The sequence below is a fragment of the Brevibacillus sp. MER 51 genome, assembly GCF_023714195.1.
Taxonomy (GTDB): domain Bacteria; phylum Bacillota; class Bacilli; order Brevibacillales; family Brevibacillaceae; genus Brevibacillus.
In genome coordinates, this window is the sequence record NZ_JAMAUS010000004.1 from 243,584 (window position 1) to 260,921 (window position 17,338).

The following is a 17,338-nucleotide window of genomic DNA, read 5'->3' on the forward strand; positions in this document are numbered from 1 at the left end:
GGCGATACGTGTGCAAGCATCAACACTGGCGGCTCTCAAGGAGCTCGCTTTGCAATGCGCCCGTTCAGCGGGTGAGCTGAGTCTGAAGCGAATGAAGGAGCCTTTTACCGTCGAGTATAAAACATCTGCCTCCGATCTTGTTACAGCCGTAGATAAAGAAGTGGAGAATCACGTCATCCAGATGATTCTTGCACGCTTCCCTGATCACGGCATTCTAGGAGAAGAGAGTGCACATGCGGAGGATTACAAGCAGTATGACACGCTTTGGGTCATCGACCCGATTGATGGCACGACCAATTTTGTGCATCAGCAAATCAATTTTTCCGTTTCCATTGCCGTTTACCATAAGGGAGAGGGAATGGTCGGAGCCGTTTACGATCCTTCCAGAGACGAGTTGTTTTATGCGGTAAAAGGGGAAGGGGCTTTTCTGAATGATCGTCCCTTGCAGGTGAATCGAGAAGTGAGCCTGGAGCAAGCTTTGTTATGCACGAGTGTATTTTGGAACAAGCGTGCTGAGCAGATCGGCATCGATTTGATTGTGAAAAAGCTTGCTGGTAAGGTTCGCGGAATGCGCCTTTTGGGAAGCGCCGCTCTGGAGATGGCATATGTGGCTGCGGGGAGACTGGATGGCTACGTCAGTATGCAGCTCAATGCGTGGGATTTCGGGGCAGCTCGCATCATTGTAGAGGAAGCCGGTGGGCGGGTGACGACCATGACGGGGACACCACTGCCGTACGACCAAAAAAGCAGCGTGATGGCTTGCAACCCGACTTTTTATGAGGAGCTGCAGCATTTTCTGAAATCGGAACATACCGATGTACCTTCACAAAATTAAGTGTCACCGAACCCGCTGGATATGCGCATCCAGTGGGTTTTCTTTTGCTATGTAGATTGGGTTTTCGTTTGGATGTCGGTTGCATATGCTATAAAAGCATAGCCGGAAGACGAGCAGCGACTGTTTTTGTTACGAAGTCGGCTTGTCCGAATAAGGGGGGATAACCATGACCCTGATCGAGGAAAGTGTAAGGTTGATCCTACAGCATCAAGCGAGTACTGGGGCGTATCTCGCTTCACCCGCATTTGTCCACTATCAGTATGCGTGGCTTCGCGATGGAACATTTACAGCATACGCGATGAACCGTACTGGCAACCATGGGAGTGCCCGCAAGTTTTACCAGTGGTGCGATTCTGTGATCCGAAAGCATGAGACAAAAGCAAGAGCAGCCATTACGGCAGTAAAAAAAGGATTAGACAAAAATGAGGCGGGGAACGACCGCTTTTTGCATACACGCTATACTGCGGACGGAGAAGAAGTGATAGGTGAATGGGGCAGCTTTCAGCTCGATGGATACGGGACATGGCTGTGGGGGCTGGCTGAGCATGTGCGGATGAGTGGAGAGCATGACTTGATTCACGAGTTGAAGCCATCTATTGAACTGACGCTTGACTATGTAATGGCGTGTTGGCAGCTCCCAAACTTTGATTGCTGGGAAGAGGGAGGAGACCGCATCCACCCGGTGACGCTTGGAGCCATTTATGCCGGGATCAAGGCGATGGAGCCTTATTTGTCCGACCGAGCTTTCGAACTCGCTAAAGCAGGTGAGACCATTTGCCAATTCATACACGAGCACGGCACAGCCAACGGACGATTGATAAAATCCGTTGGGGATCATTCTGTGGATGCTAGTCTGCTCTGGCTGGCACTGCCGTATGGGATCGTCGACGTGGCTGATCCGCTTATGATCCGAACCGTGCAGGCTATAGAAGAGGAGCTGCGCGCAGGATACGGCGTGCATCGCTATCCGACCGATACGTATTACGGCGGGGGGCAGTGGCTCTTGTTATCTGCGTGGCTGGGCTGGTATTACGTGAAAACAGGCAGGCGTGAAGAAGCCGAAAAGATAGCGGCCTGGATGGTGTCCCAGCGGCAAGCGAGCGGACTGCCTGAACAAGTACAGGAGCATTTGCTTTCACCGTCTCATTATGAGTCGTGGGTGGAGAGGGCAGGACATCCCGCTGTGCCGCTCCTTTGGTCGCATGCGATGTTTCTCGTGCTGGCGGCAGAGCTCGGCATTCCGTACTAGCCAGGAAGAGGGTCTTCCTGGTTTTTCTTATTGCTGACATCTATTGACACCATTTGTTGCTATGCTCAGCTCAGGACTCTGTTGGAATACTCGCAAGCAGCTTGGCTATCACAGACAGGGTTTCTTTTGCAAATGGCTTGTCCGTGAAGGAGGGGAGAGCTTCATAGGACAAAATCAGAGCAACCGCTTCCTCTGTCGTGCGGGCAAGGGGCCTTGCAAGGGAGCACCTGCCTCGCTGAGCATAGAGACAGTCTGTGATTTGTGCACTTTGAGGATGCCTGCGCACAAATGAGATGCCCGGTTCTGTTTCTCCCGGAGGAGACTGAGTCAAAGCTCGATGTGAAGCTCTCTCTGATCCAAATGGTTACGAGGCATCCGCAAAGCAAAACGGTAGTCATTCCAAGCTCCAAGCATATTGATTCCGATCGATACGCCTATAGCGACAAGCATGGAAATACTGGCGTTTCTAAAAGGGTTGGTGTTTGAATGTGCTTCTGGATAACCGAGGCTTCATCGTTGCGAGCAGGACACCGACAAGCGTCACAACGCCACCAGCCATCGTCACAAGCGTAGGACCTTCACCCAGCCACACCCAAGCAATCAGAAAAGCGAGCACTGGCGTCATGTAAAGGGAGGTAGTAGCCTCCGAGGTGCCAACGACAGAAGTCACATAGGCGAGGGACAAATAAGCAACAACGCTAGGGAAAATGCCCAAATACACAACACTGAGTGTCACATCCCAAGGCGCTTGGGCTATCGCTGTGCCAAGTCCGGGCAGAAAGAAGAGCATGCAGAAGGTACCTGCCCATAAGGTGTAGGCGGTAAACGCGAGAACGCCGTATTTTTCTACGAATGGCTTCTGAAACGCAAAGTAAATGCTTTCGCTACTGGCTGCCAATAAAATCAAGAATATTCCGTCTGTTATTTGGATGGTCTCTCCTGTGCCAATCGTACAGATGGCGACTCCTAGAAAACTGATCAGTGCACCGAACCAGCCTCTCACACCGAAATGCTCCCGGAAGAATAGGAGAGCGAGGAGAGCGGAAAAGATCGGCGTCGTCGTGACCAAAAGGCTGGCTACACCTGCACTTACGCTCATCTCCCCGTAGTTGAGTGCTGTATGGTAAACGGCGAAACCCAAGCCCCCAAGCAGAAGGATAGCTGGGACATCCTTTAACTCCGGCAGACGGATGCGGAAAAACAGTGCGAGTATCCCGAGAAAAAGAGAACCAATCAGAAAGCGAAGCAGCGAGAGATGCTCCGGCGAGTATGCTTGCAGCCCAACGCGAATACCGGCAAAGGCCGAGGCCCATAACAAAATGCTGATGGCATGTGCAGCGAAAATACGACTTCTGACAGGATGAAACAAGATAACTTCCCTCCTTCGAATGAAAAAACCAACCTGCTATTCTCTGCTTCTTCTTTCTTTTCCATGGTAAACAAGAAGTGGTAAAATATCTGCAACCACTCGGCTATCAAAAAAACCAACCACTTTTACCTATAAAGATGAGGAAGAGGAAGGGATCGATCAGGTTGCACAGAGAGAAACGGTTGCCGAAATATCGGAAAATTATTGATTTTATCAAAGGAAAAATATCTACAGGAGAATGGCCGATTGGCAGCAAAATCCCCAGCCAACGCGACTTGGCACAAGCGTTCGAAGTCAATCGGAGCACGGTCATTGCGGCATTGGAGGAGTTGACAGCAGACGGATTGATCGAGGGCAAGCTGGGAATGGGCACTGTCGTTGTCAATAATACCTGGACGCTGTTGGCTACGACACCACCGCCGGATTGGAGTGAGTACGTCAGATCTGGATTGCACAAGCCAAGCATGACGTCGGTGCAAGAAATCAATAAGCGTGAATTCCAGTCAGACCTGGTTCAGCTGAGCAAAGGAGAGCTCTCCCCAGACATGTTTCCAGTCGATACGATGAAGCAAGTCATGGAGCGGGTAACGAGGAACCTTAGCGGATTTGGATATGAAGAGCCGAGAGGGTACCTTCCCCTGCGCCAAGCGGTCAGTGATTATGTCGGACGACAAGGAATTACAGCTTCGCCGTCTTCTGTCTTAATCGTGTCTGGTGCATTGCAGGCGCTCCAGCTCATTTCGGTTGGGTTATTGCATCGAGGTTCAACTGTGTTTTTGGAACAGCCTTCGTATCTCAATTCCTTGCATGTGTTCCAGTCGGCGGGGATGGAGCTTGCCGGATTGCCGATGGATCGTCAGGGGATGATTGCACAGGCGATCTATGCGAGGCGAAAAGAGGAGCATGGGGCGATTCTGTACACCAATCCTTGCTTTCATAATCCAACAGGCATCCTGATGACAGAAAAACGCCGGTTGGAGCTGCTGCGGGTATGTGAAGAAGAGCGTCTGCCGATTATCGAGGATGACATTTACCGCGAGCTGTGGACGAAAGAGCCTCCACCGCTGCCGCTCAAGGCTAGAGATAAACACGGACATGTCCTGTACATCGGGAGCCTGTCAAAGACATTGACCCCCGGCTTGCGGATTGGATGGGTAGTGGGGCCAGAGCCAGTTATCGAACGCCTGGCTGATATCAAGATGCAGACGGATTACGGAGTCAGCTCACTATCACAACGTGTGGCGGAGGAGTGGCTGGCAAGTGGCTTGTATGAGAGGCATATGCACAAGGTCAGAGAGCAGCTCATTACAAGACGAGCGGCTGCCATCCGGGCACTTACGAAGCACATGAGTGAGCTCGCGACGTGGGAAGTACCTGACGGAGGATATTTCATCTGGCTGAAAATAAATGGAAAGCTCTCGACGATGGAGCTCTTTACAGCAGCCAAACGCCAGGGCATTCTGCTGAATCCGGGCAACATTTACGGGGAGACGAAAGAAGGGTATGTGCGGCTCTCGTATGGGTACGCTTCGATCGCCGATTTTGAATCTGGCATTGAGAGGCTTGGTCAAATCGTCCGCGATCATAGATAAAAGCAGAGGAAAGGTGGAGGCGGTAAACAATGGAGTATATAGAGATCACGAAAAAGAATTATAGAAGCGGAGCACATATGCTGTGCATTAGGTGCAAAACAATACGAACATTCAGTAGCTGAGAAGAAGAAGTGGCTGACAGAGCGAATGGATGAAGGATTGGTTTTTTATCGCTTGGATGAGCGAGCAAAAGTGTTTATTGAGTACTTGCCTGCGGAAATGGCATGGGTTCCAATTGAAGCGCCCAATTATATGTATATTAACTGTTTGTGAGTCTCTGGCAGATATAAAGAGAACGGGCATGCGAAACAATTGTTGCATCATTGCAAGGAAGATGCCATCAAACGTGGTATGGACGGAATCGTTCACCATTTCCATGCCACTAATTGAAAATACGACTCTGCTTGGTCTGCCAGCTCAAACCCCATATGCTAAAAAAAACGCCTCTCACTCAAATAAGGGTACTTGTTCTTCCCTACGATGGTGAAGCCGATATACTCCTGCACCATGGTCAAAATCGTATACACCTCACGCACTTCAAATGTAACCGTCGGGGTGATGTGATTCTCTTGCAGCATTTTTCGGATGCAGCCATCCTTTGGCATGATAAAACAACGCTCTGCAATTTCGGAAAAACGAAGGGTCTGACTGTCCTTCAGCGGATGGGTATCTGGCAAAATGACCATCATTTCGTCTTGCAGGAGCGGCAACGTTTGCATTTCCTTATCAGGCATAACGGTAAAAGCAATGTCGACAACCGAGCTGTGCAGCCAGTTGCTAATTTCATCACTGTCGCCTTCCAAAAGCAGGAAGTCCACGGCCGGAAACCGCTTGCGAAAGCTGCCCAAAAGTCCGGGCAAAAGCGGGAGGCGACTCAGCAAGGAGAGACCATTCGCCAATTCATATGCGAGCATGGTACAGCCAACGGGCGATTGATAAAATCCGTCGGGGATCATTCTGTGGATGCAAGTCTTCTCTGGCTGGCACTGCCGTATGGGATCGTCGATGTAAATGATCCGCTTATGCTCCGAACCGTGCAGGCTATAGAAGAGGAGCTGCGCGCAGGATACGGCGTACATCGCTATCCGACCGATACGTATTACGTGAAAACGGGCAGGCGTGAAGAAGCCGAAAAGATAGCGGCGTGGATGGTGTCCCAGCGGCAAGCGAGCGGACGCCTGAGCAAGTGCAGGAGCATTTGCTTTCTCCGACTCATTATGAGATGTGGGTGGAGAGGGCAGGGCATCCCGCTGTGCCGCTCCTTTGGTCGCATGCGATGTTTCTCGTGTTGGCGGCAGAGCTCGGCATTCGGTACTAGCCAGGAAGAGGGTCTTCCTGGTTTTTCTTATTGCTGACAACGATTGATACCATTAGTTTCATACTTCTTAAGGCACTCCTTAGCTCTTTATAGACACATCTTTTTCCAATGTTACTTCATGAAATGATTTCATACGTAGTTGTAAAAATGGGGTGAACAATAATGTAAAAGCCGAAGCTAACAATCCAATGCCACCCGCAAATAAGTTAACAATCCTTCCACCTTGTTACCCATGTTCGTTCCCCCATTTTTCGTTACAACTAATTGCCATTTTTAGTATAGGGGAATGTACGTTTCAAGATCTTGCGCTTTCATTATCAACCTCAAGACCCATACATTCTGAAGTTCGTCAGTTCCTGATTTGAACATTCTCAAGCTGTAGTTTTTTAGCTGATTCGGTTATTGAATTTTTATTACACCTGCGTTATATTTCACGTATGAAATATTAAAGGTAAGGAGTCTCTCTATGCATACATTATCGAATGTCGAATTCATGCTCCTGCAAATGATCGCGGAACATCGTCAAGCTTCCGGATACGATATTATGAAGTTAGTCGAACAGCGAGGTTATAAAGAATGGGCGAATATCGGTACAACCTCGATATATACAGGATTGAAGAAACTTAGCGATAAAGGATGGATCTCACCCGAGACATCCGACGAGAAATCTGGCAAGGGGCCAGCGCCGACCCGGTTTGCCCTCACCGAAGTGGGTATACGTAAGCTGAGAAATGAAATTCTTGATAGTCTTTCGTCTACACGGGAACGGGACAACCGCTTCGATCTCGGTTTGGCCGCTTTGCCCCATATCGGGAAGGAAGAGGCCGTCATTGCTTTACGGAAACGACTGGATTTTCTTGAACAAGCCTCGATAAAAATAAGACAGAAGTACGAATCACAAGGCGGAGCTAGCTTGCCGCTGAACGTAAGGGCGTTGTTCTTGCATCCATTCAGCTTAATCGAGAGCGAGCAAGCGTTCGTTAGACGTTTCATACATGAATTATTGGAGGAGGCAAGTAGCCATGGTCAAATTTATTGAAGGTTTCATTCCTTATCAAGGCGAACATTGCGAAACAACCGCCATGGGCAATTTAATGCAATATGCGGGAGTCCACCTGTCTGAGCCGATGTTGTTCGGACTCGGGCAAGGGCTTGGATTCATATACTGGGATTCGAAGGGAATGGACTTCCCCTTCATCGGAGGAAGGATAAAACCGGATAAACTGACCGCTTATCTCGCCGAACGACTCGGCTTGAACGTCAGATATCAAGAAACCTCGTCCGTCAATAAGGCGTGGCAGAACGTCCGAAGCAGCATCGAACACGGGATTCCGGTTGGGCTTAAATTAGATGCCTATTACTTGGATTATTTTACGAACAAAGTGCACTTCGCCGGTCACTATGCGGTACTTTACGGTATAGATGACGAATATGCCTACTTGGCGGACACCAGACAACAGGGTGGACTAGTGAAGACGAGTTTGACAAGCTTGGCCGCTGCCAGAAATGCAAAGGGACCCATGAGCTCCCGGAATCGTTCCTTTACGATCGAGCCAAACGACGCATTGCTTCCGCTTGTTTCTGCTATGCGCGAATCCTTGACCATGAATGCGCATGACTATCTGAACCCGCCCATTCAGAATATTGGCAATAGAGGCGTTGTTAAAATGAGCAATGAAATCTTGAAGTGGCCTTCTCGCAGCAACAATTTCGAACATGATTTATGTCTTACCGCGACGCTAATGGAGCGGGCGGGAACCGGCGGCGCTTTATTTCGGAATCTGTATAGGGATTATTTGAGAGAATGTGCTGATCGGCTGGAGGACCCGAGGATCGAACAAGCCCACTCTATGTTTACAGAGATCGCTCCAATGTGGGTTAGCGTGTCTGCTTCAATCGACCATGCAGGAAGAACAGGTGAGCACCAAGAGCTCGTGCACGCGTCGAAGCTGTTGCTCGAGATTGCGGATAAAGAACGCGCAGCCATGGAGCTATTGTTGTGATAGCCTTATTTCATACCAGTAGATATGCTTTAATGATCGCGTATAATAGCTCGATTTCAAAAAAGGAGGAATCCGAAAGTTGAAGTTCTATCGCTATGTGTTAAGTATCCCACCTTTGGATTGGGAGTGTTGCTTTCTTAGCATTGAGGAGTATAAGCAGAGCTTTGCGAATAAGTATAATCAGAATATAGAGTATTACAGGCAAGTTATCGGGGATTGTCAACAGCATCTCGCTGATGTCGATAACCTTGCTGTTGTGACTTATAAAGATCTGTGTGCAAGCGTTCATTCTGCTGAGCTGCGCTGTCCAGCCATGATTTTCTCCATACCGAGTGGCGATCATAGAGGTTCAGCTTTATTTTGTATCATGTACAAGCTTGAAAACGACGGGGATACGTTTATCTACTCTCCTGTTCCACTTGTTCATCTGGAGCAAGATCGAGCAGGTGAAATAGAGCTTTAAATTCGCACGCAATTGCCTTCAATGGCTACTGGTACTACAAATGCTTCTGCTTTCTTTTCCATAGGAGTCAGGAAGTGGTAAAATATACACAACTATTCGGCTACTAAAAAAACAACCATTTTTATCCAGAATCGCCGATTTTAATCTAAAAGCAGAGGAAAGGTGGAGGCGATAAAAAATGGGGTATATAGAAATCACGAAAAAGAACATGGAAACGGAGCACATATGCTGTGCATTAGGTGCAAAACAATACGAGAGTGCAGTAGCTGAAAAGAAGAAGTGGCTGACAGAGCGAATGGATGAAGGATTGGTTTTTTATCGCTTGGATGACCGGGCTAAAGTATTTATTGAGTACTTGCCTGCGGAAATGGCATGGGTTCCAATTGAAGCGCCCAATTATATGTATATCAACTGTTTGTGGGTGTCCGGCAGATATAAAGGGAACGGGTATGCGAAGCAATTGTTGCATCATTGCAAGGAAGATGCCGTCAAACGTGGCATGGACGGAATCGTTCATATCGTAGGGAAGAACAAGTACCCATATTTGAGCGAGAGACGCTTTTTTGAGCATATGGGGTTTGAGCTGGCAGACCAGGCAGAACCTTATTTTCAATTAGTGGCATGGAAATGGAATGGACAAGCAGCAATGCCGTCCTTTAAGAAAACAGGAACAACTTCTACAAAGGAGAAAGGCGTCACCATTTATTACACAGCGCAATGTCCATTTGCTGGTGGTGTTTTGGAAGAGTTGAGAAAAGTAGCGGAAGCGAAAAGTGTTCCCTTTTATGCGTACAAGCTGACAACGAGGGAAGCAGCACAGAACGCGCCTGTCATATGGACGACCTTTGGCCTGTTTTATGATGGCGAATTTATTACCCATGAAATTATGAGTGCCAATAAATTTGAAAAATGGCTAACAGAGCTTCTCGCACACCAAGAGCCCCGCCCATCCCAATAGGCGAGGGCTTTGTTCGTGTGACTACTTGCTCGTTGGCGTGAAATCCATGCCTTTTACATATTGCTGGCTGTGAACGGCGAACTCTGCCGTGAGTGGGGAGATCGACTGCCAGTTGCGCACCGCGAGCACCACTTCCCTTGTAATCGGGGGCGACAGAGGAATCGCGACGACTTTGGGGATGACAGGTGGCATGTACAGCTCAGGCATGATGGTGACGCCAATATACTCCTGCACCATGGTCAAAATCGTATACACCTCACGCACTTCAAATGTAACCGTCGGGGTGATGTGATTCTCTTGCAGCATTTTTCGGATGCAGCCATCCTTTGGCATGATAAAACAACGCTCTGCAATTTCGGAAAAACGAAGGGTCTGACTGTCCTTCAGCGGATGGGTATCTGGCAAAATGACCATCATTTCGTCTTGCAGGAGCGGCAACGTTTGCATTTCCTTATCAGGCATAACGGTAAAAGCAATGTCGACAACCGAGCTGTGCAACCAGTTGCCAATTTCATCGCTATCGCCTTCCAAAAGCAGGATGTCCACAGCTGGAAACCGCTTGCGAAAGCTGCCCAAAAGTCCGGGCAAAAAGCGGGAGGCGACGCTGGGGATCGAGGCAATACGCAAGGTGCCGGATGAAATCCCACGGGCCACGTTTGCTTCCTCCGTCATGCAGGATGTGATGTTTAAAATGTCGCGAGCGTGCGAAAGCATCCGTTCTCCGATGCTCGTCGGAGTGATCCCGCTGCGACTGCGCTGAAAAAGACTGACGCCTAGCTCTTTTTCCAGGGACTGAATCATCTGCGAGACGGCGGATTGCGTAAAGCCGATTTCTTCTGCTGCCCGCGTGAAGCTACCAGCTTTTGCTGCGGCGACAAACACTTGCAGTTGGGTAAGCGTCATGTCTCCACGTTCCTTTTCATTAGTTTTATCTTATGAAAAATATTATAAATCATTGTTTTACTAATGGAAAAGAGCTTCGTATAGTAAAAGACATCACCACCAAGAACATACGAGGAGGAACATAGATGCATCCCGAATGGCAGCGAATTGCAAATGAATTTATCGAGGCGACCTCTTACCGGGTGGGCGAGCTGGAAAAAGGCTGGGCCTCTCGTTACGATTTTTCCAAAAGACCGGCGACGTATTTGCGCTATGAAGAGGTATTTGCCCGCATAGAATTGGGCAAGCCACAGTTTCCAGCGTCCGTCGATTTGTGGGAGGTTCTCGCCAATCGAAGATCCAAGCGTAATTTCTTGAAGCAGCCCATGACGCTTAACGAATTGAATCTCTTGCTATGGGGGACACAGGGTATCACAGAAGATATGGGAGACTATCAATTACGCACGACGCCGTCTGCCGGGGCCCTGTATCCGATTGAGACGTACCTGATGATCAACAATGTGGAGGGACTAGAGAAAGGCTTGTACCACCTGGATGTACAGAATTGGTGCCTGGAGGGACTGAAGAGAGAAGACACATCCGAGATTGCGTATCTGTTCACGGAAGAACAAGAGGTGACGAGACGGGCTGCTGTCAATTTCGTTTGGACAGCGATGGTGGATCGCACGAAAGACAAATACAAAGAACGTGCGTACCGCTATATTTGGTGGGATTCCGGGCACGTGTCGCAGAACCTGCATTTGGTAGCAAACGGACTGGGGCTTGGGGTAACGACGATTGGTCACTGGATGGATCATGACATGAACGAATATTTAGGCATCGATGGCACGTCTCATTTGTCTGTCTTGATGGCATCAGTGGGCAAAATCGCAGGCGGACATTGGCTGACGGACCGTCGACCGGAATAAGCAGCAAAAAAGGATGGGCATCAGTAGCCGCATCCTTTTTTGCATTTATGATGGTGTGCCAAGTGGGATGTCATGTGCAGAAAATGTATCGCGCAGAACGGTCGCCATGAGCTGGTAGCCGAGGACATGCGGATGAAGCCCGTCGTCAGCCAATTCCTTGCGCAGTGTGATGCCATCTGCGTCCGTCATGCGGGAGTGAAAATCGACATAGAGACAGTTTGTTTGGTTAGCAATCACTTGAAAACGTTCATTGATAGTGATGACGAGCTCATTTCGTTCACGGTTGCGTGCGTATCGGTCCATGCATGTAGGCAAAAGGGAACAAAGAATGGGCTGAATGTCTTGCTCGAGAGCCGCATGCACCATTGCTTCTACATCACTGGTCACCTGCTGGCAAATCTCTTGGGGTGTCAGTCGGTCGGAAGGCAAGAATGTATCCAGTGCCCACGTATTGTTAATCCCGATCATGATCACCACATAACGTGGCTTTAATTGAAGGACATCCGCGGCAAAACGTCTGCGTGCTTGTTCGGTTGTGTCACCGCCGATTCCACGATTGACGATCGTCTGATCTGGCCGGCCAAAAAAGGTAGCGAGATCCCACCAATGCGTGATGGAATCGCCGAAAAAAACAAAATCGACGGGCTGCTGGTGGAAAAGCAACGCTTCATTATGAAAGTCAAATTCGTTGCGTCGCCTGTCTGCTGGCGCATCGATACTGAAAAATCCGGGCTTTATGAGAGCTGGGCGCTGTCTGTCCAAGCTACATCCCTCCTCGTCCAAAAGTTTACCATATCCTTAAAAGCGTGGTGTGCAGTTTCGTTTACTTCTTACTTGATTTTGACGAGTGTACACGATAACATATGTTCTGAATAAGACTGATAACCATTATCAAAGTGCAAAGTCTAAAAGAAGAGGGTGACCGTTGTGTCCATTGCCAAAATCATTCGAGAGCGCCGCTCTATTAAAAAAGACTATAAACCAGATACTGTGTCCGAAGAACTTGTTCTGGAGCTGTTGAATGACGCCGTATACGCGCCGAACCATGGTATTCGTGAGCCGTGGAGATTTTTGTTTGTATCTTCAGAGAAAAAAGAAGCGTTTGTGGAGAAGCTGATCACCTGCTATCCTCCAGAAGCCCATCAGGCGCGCAGAGACATGTACAACCAGCCGGCAGCCTATTTGGTCGTGATCATGAAAGAAGATCCGCGCCAAAAACAATGGGAAGAAGATTTCAGTGCGACGGCTGCTCTCATTCAAAACTTCCAGTTGCTCGCATGGGAGCATGGATTAGGCGTCGTCTGGAAAACAAACGCCCACAACTGGGACCCGAAGGCACACGCTATCTTGGGTGTTGCGCCAGGAGAGAAAATCGTTGGTTTCCTGCACCTCGGCTTTTTTGATCAGGAAAATGTACCAGCAGCACGCACGCGCACACCTGCCGAAGAAAAGTTCACTCGGTTCGAATAAACGAAAAAAACGAGACCTCCGAATGGTCTCGTTTTTTTGCAACTACTTTGCTGTTGCTTCCTGCGCTATGACTTTTACCATGCTGGAAATGATCCCTAGATGGATGGATTCGTGCATGACGGCAAAGTTAAAGACTTCGCCTACCGTCGCAAACTGGAAGGGACCCATGGTAATGGGGGCAGGCAAAGCTGCTTCTAGCTCGTCAGGGGTGACGGAGGCCAGCAGATCTAGCTGTACGGATAGGTAGTGAATCAGCTCATCTTTCGAGGGTGGTGCAGTCGTCCAGTCAGCAGGCTTCGTTCCTGTCTGAAAAAGAGTCGCGTAAGAAGCGGGCAGGTCAGATTGGTAAGGCAAGCCGATGGACAGGAAATGTTGAAAACAAAAGACGATATGCCCGATATTCCAGCGAAGTGTATTTGAAAAAGCGGGGGATTGAACATCCAATAGCTCCTCAGGAATCAATGGAATCTGTTGCAGGCCAATTTGACGAACGGATGTGGCTGTAGCGATCATGCTTTGAGACATGAGACAAAACCTCCCTATCATTTTCCTATGATTGACAGCGCTCTTACCGTCAACTAAAGTGTACGTCGTAGGGGAAAACGCAACAATCATGCTTTTCCGATTAGAATGATTAGTAAAAATGATAATGGACGCAAGAGGTGAAGCAATGGAGCTCAGGCAATTGGAGTATTTTATGGCAATATGTGAGGAAATGCATTTTTCCCGGGCCTCGGAAAAGCTGTGTACCTCGCAGTCCAACCTCAGCCAGCAAATCAAGTTTTTGGAGAGTGAGCTGGGTGTCCCGCTGTTTGACCGCTTGGGCAAGCGAATCACGCTGACAGAAGCAGGAAAGGTATTGCTGGAGCAGAGTCGGCATGTTTTTTCCCATATCGACTACGCACGCGAAGCGATTGCTGCCATGAAAAACAACGAAGGGGGCACGCTTACGATCGGTGTCTTGCCTGGCGATGCCGATTTATTGTTTGATGCTCTTCTTGTAGAATTCCACCGCTTGTATCCGAAAACAGCTTTATCCGTCATAGAGTCTACAAGAATCGTGGAGCAAATCACATCCGGCGAGATTGATTTGGGCGTGACTGTGTTACCTGAGCCGGATGAGAGAATCACTGTCATTCCGCTATTTCATGAAGAGTTCGCGCTTGCCGTTCATCGCGCACATCCACTCGCCAAGGAAAAGGCAATTAAGTTTGGTCAGCTTCAAGATGTGAAAATGGTAATGTTTCCGCCGGATCATCAAGCAAGACAGCTCATCAATCGCTATTGCATACAGGAAGGCTTTCGTTTGCAGCCTCATATCGAAACAACTACACTCCAGTCTCAATTGAGTCTTGTAAAAAAGGGGATCGGGGGCTGTATCCTGCCTAGCTTACTGCTGCAAAACGTAAACGACGACGAGATTGCGATCATCAATCTCTTGCATCCGACACCCAGCCAAGACATCTGTCTGGTTTATCGCAAGGACAAATATATGGGGTTCGCCGCTCGTATCTTCATCGATACGCTACAAGCGTATATTCAATCGGCCATCGACAACGCCCAGGCTTCCGCCATCAATAATAATCACTCGTAAGATTTTCCTTTCCTTGGTAAAATAAATGCATATCATGACGAACAGTACGATCTGGTCGATGGGAGGAAGTTCACATGCATCCAAAAAAAGTCCCCCGTTAATCCCGAGGTCCTCCATTCATGTATTTGTGTCAGCTCACCTCAAAAAATATCAAGGGAGATGTACGTAAATGAACATGAATGGACCTGTAAAAATGTCTCGAAGTGAACGATTTCAAACCTGCCAAGAAATTGCTGCGAGATTGCATGAAGTGTACAAAGAAAAGGTTCTGGCCATTGGGGTGTATGGTTCCATTTCTCGCGGGACAGACGGCCCTTATTCGGATATCGAGATGTTTTGTGTACTAGAAGAAACAGGGGAAGAAATCGAATTTAGCTACGAATGGTCAGCGGGACCTTGGAAGGCTGAAGTGAATGTGTGCAGTGCTGATGTTTTGCTGAACACTGCCGCTACTGTCGAGGATGATTGGCCGCTGACACATGGCCCATTCTTTTCTCCGCTGAGTCTGTACGATCCGAAGGGCTTTTTTGAAACGCTCAAAAAAGCAGCAGAATCACCGTCGCAGGAAGCGTTCACAGAGAATATCAACGGTATTCTCGTAGGGGAAATGTACGAGTTTATTGGCAAGCTGCGAAACGTAAATCTAAACGGCCCCCACACCTATCTGCCCTATTTGGCTATGGAGTTTGCCCAATACGGTGCGATGTTGATCGGGCTGCATAACCGACAGCTATACTCAACAGGGGCCAAGGTTTTGCCAGAAGCGCTGGAATTGCCGCATCGTCCGGCTGGATTCGATCAGGTAGCCAGCTTGGTAATGGCGGGGGATTTGACTGATCCAGCAAAAATCGTTACCGCTTGCGAAGCATTCTGGGATGGTCTCCAAGAGTGGGCTGCACAGCATCAGTATGTGATTCATTCAGAACGAATTCCTTTTTAATGGATAAAAAAAGAAATGAGACCCCTACCAAAAGGGGTCTCGACTTACCAAGAAAGCCTTGCTTCCTAGCGAGGCTTTTATTTTTTCTTACTCAACTTTGCCGCTCAAATGCTCATGAATGAGCTTCCATTCATCTGTCTCTGTTTTCGTAAAAATATTCGTGGCTCTACCACTTCCCTTGACGAATTCCCCGTTGTAATAGCCTTGATATTGATACGTATATACACAGCTAGCGGATCTTTGATCGACAGCAATCCACTGGACATCCGTAGCTGCATAGACTTCATCCTTGATCAGATGCCATGCATTTTCAAAGTAAGCGCGGATCTCACTCATGGATGTACACGTCTTGTCAGAAAACCAGTAAATGGCATTCGGATGAAGCACTTTTTCTACATTGGCAAAGTCATGTGTATTGGTAGCGTCAATATATTGCGCTAACGCCCGTTTATACTCTTCCATGAAGTAAATCCCTCTCTCCGCTAAAAAAATGGTCTATTTATCCATATTTTATAGGTTTGCGGCAAAGAAAAAAAGCCCGCCCGATGTAGAAGGGGGCTATTCGGGCGGAAATGGAGGACGTAATGTCCATCGTAGGGTCTGACACATTCATGATAGATGTCTGATGTTAAGGAAGAGTAGAGAGAACATGAAGCATTTGTTAATTTTAGGTTTTGTATAAATGCCGAGGGTCAGGCACCCGTTTTTTTTCTTTTTGATCGCTGGGATAGACAGGCATCCATACAGGAGAGATGCGGTTTTCATAAGCTGAATGAAGTACTGATCCTTGTCAGCTGATCGGTGCTTCCATCTGATCTCAATGAGAGGAGAGGAAGATTATGGGTTGCAATCGCGGTGGCTTCTTTTTTGGTGGCGGGTTCATTTGGATTCTCATTATTATTTTTCTAGTGATTTGTTTCATTGATGATTAAGGCAATCGTACAAAGAAAAGACTCTGTGCTCTTAATACAAGAGACAGAGTCTTTTTTCTGGTCACTACTTCAAATGCTGCAAGAACTGACGTGTGCGTTCCTCACGCGGCTTTGCAAACAAATGGGAAGGTGTATCTCGCTCCACGATGACGCCTTGGTCCATGAAAATAACTTCGTCGGCCACTTCCCGGGCGAACCCCATCTCGTGCGTGACGACGATCATTGTCATTCCTTCCTGGGCAAGCTCCTTCATCACCTTCAACACTTCGCCAACGAGCTCCGGGTCGAGAGCGGAGGTAGGCTCGTCAAATAGCATGACTTGCGGGTCCATCGCCAATGCCCGCGCAATCCCTACGCGCTGCTGCTGTCCGCCAGACAACTGTGCCGGAAAATGGTCCAGCTTGTCGCCGAGACCGACCTTTTTCAGGAGAGCAACGGCTTTCGTGCGTGCTTTTTCTTTGTCTTCTTTTTTGACAGTGACAGGCCCCTCCATGACATTTTCAACGGCGGTCATGTGAGGGAACAGATTGTAGTTTTGGAACACCATCCCTGTCTGCTTACGCAGCTTCGGAATACTTGTTCTCTCTACTTTTTTGGAAAAGTCCAGCTTGACGTCGCCAATTTGGACGCTGCCGCTGGTCGGAACCTCAAGTGCATTCAGGCAGCGAAGCAAGGTTGTCTTCCCGGAGCCAGAAGGACCGATGATAACGACTACCTTTCCTTTTTCCACCGAGAGGGAAATGCCTTTGAGCACATGTAAGGTGTTGAATTGTTTATGCACATCCGTGATCGTAATCATTCGTT

18 protein-coding genes and 4 pseudogenes are annotated in these 17,338 nt (G+C 48.4%); 14 read left to right on the plus strand and 8 right to left on the minus strand.

What is annotated here, in order from left to right:
- Window positions 1–10 precede the first annotated feature (10 nt).
- Entirely contained in the window at window positions 11–835 is an 825-nt protein-coding gene (locus M3630_RS10865) for an inositol monophosphatase family protein (protein WP_221868080.1), read from the plus strand.
- A gap of 166 nt (window positions 836–1,001) precedes the next feature.
- Window positions 1,002–2,084 (plus strand): glycoside hydrolase family 15 protein, encoded by a 1,083-nt coding sequence (locus M3630_RS10870; protein ID WP_251252107.1) that lies wholly within the window; start codon window positions 1,002–1,004, stop codon window positions 2,082–2,084.
- 466 nt (window positions 2,085–2,550) lie between these two features.
- Here M3630_RS10870 and M3630_RS10875 read toward each other — a convergent pair whose 3' ends face one another.
- A complete protein-coding gene (locus M3630_RS10875; protein WP_251252108.1) occupies window positions 2,551–3,453 on the minus strand; it encodes a DMT family transporter in 903 nt (300 codons plus the stop codon).
- Between the two features lie 137 nt (window positions 3,454–3,590).
- On the opposite strand from M3630_RS10875, the gene M3630_RS10880 reads away from it, so the two are divergent.
- Both M3630_RS10880 and M3630_RS10885 read left to right on the plus strand, forming a co-directional pair.
- The gene (locus M3630_RS10880) at window positions 3,591–5,045 is read left to right on the plus strand and encodes an aminotransferase-like domain-containing protein (protein WP_251252233.1); all 1,455 of its coding nucleotides are present in this window, start codon (window positions 3,591–3,593) and stop codon (window positions 5,043–5,045) included.
- A gap of 29 nt (window positions 5,046–5,074) precedes the next feature.
- A pseudogene (locus M3630_RS10885) lies at window positions 5,075–5,414 on the plus strand (GNAT family N-acetyltransferase); the annotation flags it as partial.
- Here M3630_RS10885 and M3630_RS31335 read toward each other — a convergent pair.
- Both M3630_RS31335 and M3630_RS10890 read right to left on the minus strand, forming a co-directional pair.
- Window positions 5,414–5,527, minus strand: a pseudogene (locus tag M3630_RS31335) (GNAT family N-acetyltransferase); the annotation flags it as partial. The pseudogenes M3630_RS10885 and M3630_RS31335 overlap by 1 nt on opposite strands.
- A 6-nt stretch (window positions 5,528–5,533) precedes the next feature.
- Window positions 5,534–6,001: pseudogene (locus M3630_RS10890) on the minus strand (LysR family transcriptional regulator substrate-binding protein); the annotation flags it as partial.
- Here M3630_RS10890 and M3630_RS31155 point away from each other — a divergent pair.
- The 6 genes and pseudogenes from M3630_RS31155 to M3630_RS10915 all read left to right on the plus strand — a co-directional run.
- Window positions 5,936–6,112: pseudogene (locus M3630_RS31155) on the plus strand (glycoside hydrolase family 15 protein); the annotation flags it as partial. The pseudogenes M3630_RS10890 and M3630_RS31155 sit on opposite strands and share 66 nt — an antisense overlap.
- A 77-nt stretch (window positions 6,113–6,189) precedes the next feature.
- Window positions 6,190–6,363, plus strand: a complete 174-nt coding sequence (locus tag M3630_RS10895; RefSeq protein ID WP_251252110.1) for a hypothetical protein — start codon at window positions 6,190–6,192, stop codon at window positions 6,361–6,363.
- Between the two features lie 466 nt (window positions 6,364–6,829).
- Complete coding sequence (locus M3630_RS10900) at window positions 6,830–7,402, plus strand: PadR family transcriptional regulator (RefSeq protein ID WP_048034144.1); 573 nt, start codon at window positions 6,830–6,832, stop codon at window positions 7,400–7,402.
- Window positions 7,386–8,366 carry a BtrH N-terminal domain-containing protein gene (locus M3630_RS10905; RefSeq protein WP_229088118.1) on the plus strand — a complete coding sequence of 327 codons (981 nt, stop codon included), beginning with the start codon at window positions 7,386–7,388 and terminating at the stop codon, window positions 8,364–8,366. Before M3630_RS10900 ends, M3630_RS10905 begins: the two co-directional genes overlap by 17 nt.
- Window positions 8,367–8,445: 79 nt before the next feature.
- Window positions 8,446–8,829: a hypothetical protein gene (locus tag M3630_RS10910; RefSeq protein WP_048034142.1), complete on the plus strand. Its 384-nt coding sequence runs from the start codon at window positions 8,446–8,448 to the stop codon at window positions 8,827–8,829.
- Between the two features lie 178 nt (window positions 8,830–9,007).
- Window positions 9,008–9,787 carry a GNAT family N-acetyltransferase gene (locus M3630_RS10915; protein ID WP_251252111.1) on the plus strand — a complete coding sequence of 260 codons (780 nt, stop codon included), beginning with the start codon at window positions 9,008–9,010 and terminating at the stop codon, window positions 9,785–9,787.
- Window positions 9,788–9,808: 21 nt separating this feature from the next.
- Here the strand turns inward: M3630_RS10915 and M3630_RS10920 are convergent, their stop codons facing one another.
- Window positions 9,809–10,690: a LysR family transcriptional regulator gene (locus M3630_RS10920; RefSeq protein ID WP_251252112.1), complete on the minus strand. Its 882-nt coding sequence runs from the start codon at window positions 10,688–10,690 to the stop codon at window positions 9,809–9,811.
- Between the two features lie 125 nt (window positions 10,691–10,815).
- On the opposite strand from M3630_RS10920, the gene M3630_RS10925 reads away from it, so the two are divergent.
- Window positions 10,816–11,598 carry a SagB/ThcOx family dehydrogenase gene (locus M3630_RS10925; protein ID WP_173610876.1) on the plus strand — a complete coding sequence of 261 codons (783 nt, stop codon included), beginning with the start codon at window positions 10,816–10,818 and terminating at the stop codon, window positions 11,596–11,598.
- Window positions 11,599–11,643: 45 nt separating this feature from the next.
- Here the strand turns inward: M3630_RS10925 and M3630_RS10930 are convergent, their stop codons facing one another.
- Window positions 11,644–12,360, minus strand: a complete 717-nt coding sequence (locus M3630_RS10930; RefSeq protein WP_251252113.1) for a GDSL-type esterase/lipase family protein — start codon at window positions 12,358–12,360, stop codon at window positions 11,644–11,646.
- Window positions 12,361–12,516: 156 nt separating this feature from the next.
- On the opposite strand from M3630_RS10930, the gene M3630_RS10935 reads away from it, so the two are divergent.
- Window positions 12,517–13,068, plus strand: a complete 552-nt coding sequence (locus M3630_RS10935) for a nitroreductase family protein (RefSeq protein ID WP_251252114.1) — start codon at window positions 12,517–12,519, stop codon at window positions 13,066–13,068.
- Between the two features lie 42 nt (window positions 13,069–13,110).
- On the opposite strand, the gene M3630_RS10940 is transcribed toward M3630_RS10935, so the two are convergent.
- Window positions 13,111–13,593, minus strand: a complete 483-nt coding sequence (locus M3630_RS10940; RefSeq protein WP_251252115.1) for a DinB family protein — start codon at window positions 13,591–13,593, stop codon at window positions 13,111–13,113.
- Between the two features lie 145 nt (window positions 13,594–13,738).
- Here M3630_RS10940 and M3630_RS10945 point away from each other — a divergent pair, with 145 nt between their 5' ends.
- Together M3630_RS10945 and M3630_RS10950 are read left to right on the plus strand one after the other, a co-directional pair.
- Window positions 13,739–14,662 (plus strand): LysR family transcriptional regulator, encoded by a 924-nt coding sequence (locus M3630_RS10945; protein ID WP_251252116.1) that lies wholly within the window; start codon window positions 13,739–13,741, stop codon window positions 14,660–14,662.
- A 169-nt stretch (window positions 14,663–14,831) separates the two neighbouring features.
- A complete protein-coding gene (locus tag M3630_RS10950) occupies window positions 14,832–15,602 on the plus strand; it encodes an ANT(4')-I family aminoglycoside nucleotidyltransferase (RefSeq protein WP_251252117.1) in 771 nt (256 codons plus the stop codon).
- An 87-nt stretch (window positions 15,603–15,689) separates the two neighbouring features.
- Here M3630_RS10950 and M3630_RS10955 read toward each other — a convergent pair whose 3' ends face one another.
- Both M3630_RS10955 and M3630_RS10960 read right to left on the minus strand, forming a co-directional pair.
- Window positions 15,690–16,064, minus strand: a complete 375-nt coding sequence (locus M3630_RS10955; protein WP_056489635.1) for a YybH family protein — start codon at window positions 16,062–16,064, stop codon at window positions 15,690–15,692.
- A 534-nt stretch (window positions 16,065–16,598) separates the two neighbouring features.
- Window positions 16,599–17,333, minus strand: coding sequence for an amino acid ABC transporter ATP-binding protein (locus tag M3630_RS10960; protein ID WP_173610883.1), 735 nt, complete (start codon window positions 17,331–17,333; stop codon window positions 16,599–16,601).
- Window positions 17,334–17,338: the final 5 nt, after the last annotated feature.

What these genes read in the sequence shown, in the direction of transcription:
- M3630_RS10945 (WP_251252116.1), top strand. Translation starts at nt 13,739, where the DNA reads ATGGAGCTCAGGCAATTGGAGTATTTTATGGCAATATGTGAGGAAATG.
- M3630_RS10960 (WP_173610883.1), bottom strand. Translation starts at nt 17,333, where the DNA reads ATGATTACGATCACGGATGTGCATAAACAATTCAACACCTTACATGTG.
- M3630_RS10870 (WP_251252107.1), top strand. Translation starts at nt 1,002, where the DNA reads ATGACCCTGATCGAGGAAAGTGTAAGGTTGATCCTACAGCATCAAGCG.
- M3630_RS10955 (WP_056489635.1), bottom strand. Translation starts at nt 16,064, where the DNA reads ATGGAAGAGTATAAACGGGCGTTAGCGCAATATATTGACGCTACCAAT.
- M3630_RS10925 (WP_173610876.1), top strand. Translation starts at nt 10,816, where the DNA reads ATGCATCCCGAATGGCAGCGAATTGCAAATGAATTTATCGAGGCGACC.
- M3630_RS10900 (WP_048034144.1), top strand. Translation starts at nt 6,830, where the DNA reads ATGCATACATTATCGAATGTCGAATTCATGCTCCTGCAAATGATCGCG.
- M3630_RS10950 (WP_251252117.1), top strand. Translation starts at nt 14,832, where the DNA reads ATGAACATGAATGGACCTGTAAAAATGTCTCGAAGTGAACGATTTCAA.
- M3630_RS10920 (WP_251252112.1), bottom strand. Translation starts at nt 10,690, where the DNA reads ATGACGCTTACCCAACTGCAAGTGTTTGTCGCCGCAGCAAAAGCTGGT.
- M3630_RS10880 (WP_251252233.1), top strand. Translation starts at nt 3,591, where the DNA reads ATGAGGAAGAGGAAGGGATCGATCAGGTTGCACAGAGAGAAACGGTTG.
- M3630_RS10940 (WP_251252115.1), bottom strand. Translation starts at nt 13,593, where the DNA reads ATGTCTCAAAGCATGATCGCTACAGCCACATCCGTTCGTCAAATTGGC.
- M3630_RS10905 (WP_229088118.1), top strand. Translation starts at nt 7,386, where the DNA reads ATGGTCAAATTTATTGAAGGTTTCATTCCTTATCAAGGCGAACATTGC.
- M3630_RS10915 (WP_251252111.1), top strand. Translation starts at nt 9,008, where the DNA reads ATGGGGTATATAGAAATCACGAAAAAGAACATGGAAACGGAGCACATA.